4 protein-coding genes are annotated in these 2,684 nt (G+C 64.6%); 1 reads left to right on the forward strand and 3 read right to left on the reverse strand.

Annotated elements, in window-relative coordinates; translation table 11 throughout:
- Positions 1 to 120: 120 nt before the first annotated feature.
- A complete protein-coding gene (locus IVB31_RS30830) occupies positions 121 to 870 on the forward strand; it encodes a polysaccharide biosynthesis/export family protein (RefSeq protein ID WP_247331689.1) in 750 nt (249 codons plus the stop codon).
- A 105-nt stretch (positions 871 to 975) separates the two neighbouring features.
- On the opposite strand, the gene IVB31_RS30835 is transcribed toward IVB31_RS30830, so the two are convergent.
- The 3 genes from IVB31_RS30835 to IVB31_RS30845 all read right to left on the reverse strand — a co-directional run bounded on the left by IVB31_RS30835 (position 976) and on the right by IVB31_RS30845 (position 2,680).
- On the reverse strand, positions 976 to 1,458 hold the full coding sequence (locus tag IVB31_RS30835) for a hypothetical protein (protein ID WP_247331691.1): 483 nt from the start codon (positions 1,456 to 1,458) through the stop codon (positions 976 to 978).
- Between the two features lie 91 nt (positions 1,459 to 1,549).
- On the reverse strand, positions 1,550 to 2,221 hold the full coding sequence (locus IVB31_RS30840) for a dienelactone hydrolase family protein (protein WP_247331694.1): 672 nt from the start codon (positions 2,219 to 2,221) through the stop codon (positions 1,550 to 1,552).
- 162 nt (positions 2,222 to 2,383) lie between these two features.
- A complete protein-coding gene (locus tag IVB31_RS30845; RefSeq protein WP_247332330.1) occupies positions 2,384 to 2,680 on the reverse strand; it encodes a hypothetical protein in 297 nt (98 codons plus the stop codon).
- Positions 2,681 to 2,684 lie beyond the last annotated feature (4 nt).

Here is a 2,684-nt window from a genome sequence, read left to right on the forward strand (position 1 = left end):
AGCGGGAGAGGGAGCGCACAATGCCCCGTTGCTCACGCTGCTGTCGCAAAGGCCCCTCAACGCTTTATTAACCATAACCGGTGCATCACTGAAGCTGTCTCGTTCCGAGGGATAGGTCCGGTGCCAGTTGCACGCGCGTTTCGATGGTCGATCTCGGCAGTAGCCCTGGCAGCGTCCGCCGCGCTGACCCTTGGCGGCTGTATGCAGACGGCTGGTCCCATCGCCTATGTGCAGCCGCGCGCCGATCTCGACTCGATGGCCTATGGCCAGCCCTACGGTGCCCCGCAGCCGGTCGTCGTTGCCAACAACAGCGGCGGCGCCATCGCCGCGCTCAGCAATTCCTTTGCCTCTTCGCCTGCGCCCATGCCGGTCGGCTATGCCGCACCGATGGTGGCGCCGGTCCGCTACGACTCCTCCTACCATCTCGACGCCGGCGACAGGCTGCGCGTCGTGGTCTACGGCCAGGAAGGTCTCACCAACAGCTACGCGATCGATGCCGGCGGCTCGATCACCATGCCGCTGATCGGCGGCGTGCCGGCCCGCGGCCGCACCCCGGCAGGCCTCGCCGGCGAAATCGCCGCGCGGCTGCGCAACGGCTATATCCGCGAGCCTTCGGTCGCCGTGGAGATCGAGGCCTATCGCCCGTTCTTCATTCTCGGCGAAGTCTCCGCGCCCGGCCAATATCCCTACGTGCCGAACATGACGGTCGAGAGCGCGGTGGCGATCGCCGGCGGCTTCTCCCCGCGCGCCAAGCGCGACGTGGTCACCGTCACGCACACCGAAGCCGGTGGCTCCATGCGCGCCATCGTCCCGCTCGGCACGCCCTTGGCCCCCGGCGACACCGTGTTCGTCGGCGAGCGCTGGTTCTAGAGCGTTATCGGTTCTGACTGAATCAGAACCGAAGCTCTGGATTTTTTGTTTTAACGCGTTTTCTTCACGCGAACCGGTATCCACTTCGCTCGAAAACGCTCTCGCTCACCGCCGAAAATCCAGCCGCCCGTTCGGAAAACATCCGTCGATCCTGCTGGCATCGACCACGAGCCCGACCCATGGCCGGGTGATCGCCGGCGTGGTCAGGTTGATGTACTTTCCAAGCAGGCGGTGCGCGCCGTCGCGCGCGGCATCGATCAGCCCGTGCCGGCGGCCGTTGTCCCAGTCGAAGCGCAGATAGATCCGGCTCCCCGCAATGCGGATGTCCGCGCGCCCCAGCTTCCATTTGTCCACCGTATCGCCGGCGATGGTCGGATCGGCGCCGCCATTCCAGCGGCTGGCCCAGAGGCCCTCGATCGGATCGGGCATTGTCGCGCTGGAGGCCCATGCCGCCGCGTTGCCGTCGGTTGCATCGCCGGACAGCGTGGCCGTCGCGGCAAAGTCCATCACCTCGGAATCACTGGGCGAGGGAACGTCCATGGTTCCGAACGGATTGCGGATGACGAGGTGCGTGATGGCCTGCTGCATGGCGGTCTCCTGGCGTGAGTTGATCCGCCTGCTCTATCGCCATGCGTCGTGATGCAGCCACCCGATTCCTGCTCTCCACTTGAGTGCTGCCCTATTTCAAATGCTTCGCGAAAAATTCCATGCTGCGCGGCCATGCGATTTCGGAACTGGCTTTGTCGTAGCTCGGCCGCTCGTCGCAATGGAAGCCGTGCTGGGCGCCCGGATAGACGAAGACCTCGACATCCGGCCGCTTGGTCTTGACGGTCTCGACGTCGGTCAGGGGAATGCCGGCGTCCTTCTCGCCGAAATGCAGTTGCGTCGGTACTTTTGGCGTCTCGTCGGCAAAGCGCACGACGGCGCCGCCGTAATAACCGATCGCGGCCTTCAGGCCCGACAGCCGCGTCGCCGCGACGAAGGCGATGCTGCCGCCAAGACAGAAGCCGATGATGCCGACCGGGCCGACGCTCTTCACCGCATCGATCGCGGCTTGCGTGTCGCGCAGCATCGCCTCCCAGTCGGGGCTCGCAACGAACTTGCGCGCTTCGGCGATCTCATCAGGCGTGTAGCCCGACTGGAAGCCCGGTGACGTCCGGTCGAAGATCGACGGCGCGATCGCGACATAGCCTTCGCCCGCGAGGCGATCGCAGACCGAGCGGATGTGATGGTTGACCCCAAAAATCTCCTGGATCACCACCACCGCGCCCTTCGGCGTGACCGTGGGATCAGCGCGATAGGCGCCAAGCTGGAAATTGTCGGAGGCCGTCAGTTTGATGTCTTGTCCCACGCGGGTTGTCCTTCTTTTTTACGACGAACTCTAATCTCTCTCCTCATCCTGAGGAGCGCGCCCTTTGCGCGCGTCTCGAAGGATGGAAGGCCGAGCTGCAGCCGGGGCCTTCATGCTTCGAGACGCTTGCTTCGCAAGCTCGTCAGGATGAGGGGATGCACCTCACTCCCACATCCAGTTCTCGCCGTAATCCTCCTTCCATCCTGCCAGCCGTCCATGACGAAATTGCAGGAAGAGGCGGTGACGGTAGGGGATCAGTCTGCTGCCGCCGATGTTGCGCAGGGCAAGGTAGATCTCGTTGCCGGGGCGTCCGCGGACATATTGCAGGGACTGCCCCAGGGCGCGTGCCGTCTGCTCGGCGTCCATGCCGAATGCCAGCGGCGTATTGTTGGATAACGTCATGACGAACGGCAGGCGCGGCGGGACGAACGGCTCGGCGCGCACCGGCGCCGAAAGCAACCCC

This window comes from Bradyrhizobium sp. 21 (assembly GCF_023073335.1).
Taxonomy (GTDB): Bacteria; Pseudomonadota; Alphaproteobacteria; order Rhizobiales; family Xanthobacteraceae; genus Bradyrhizobium.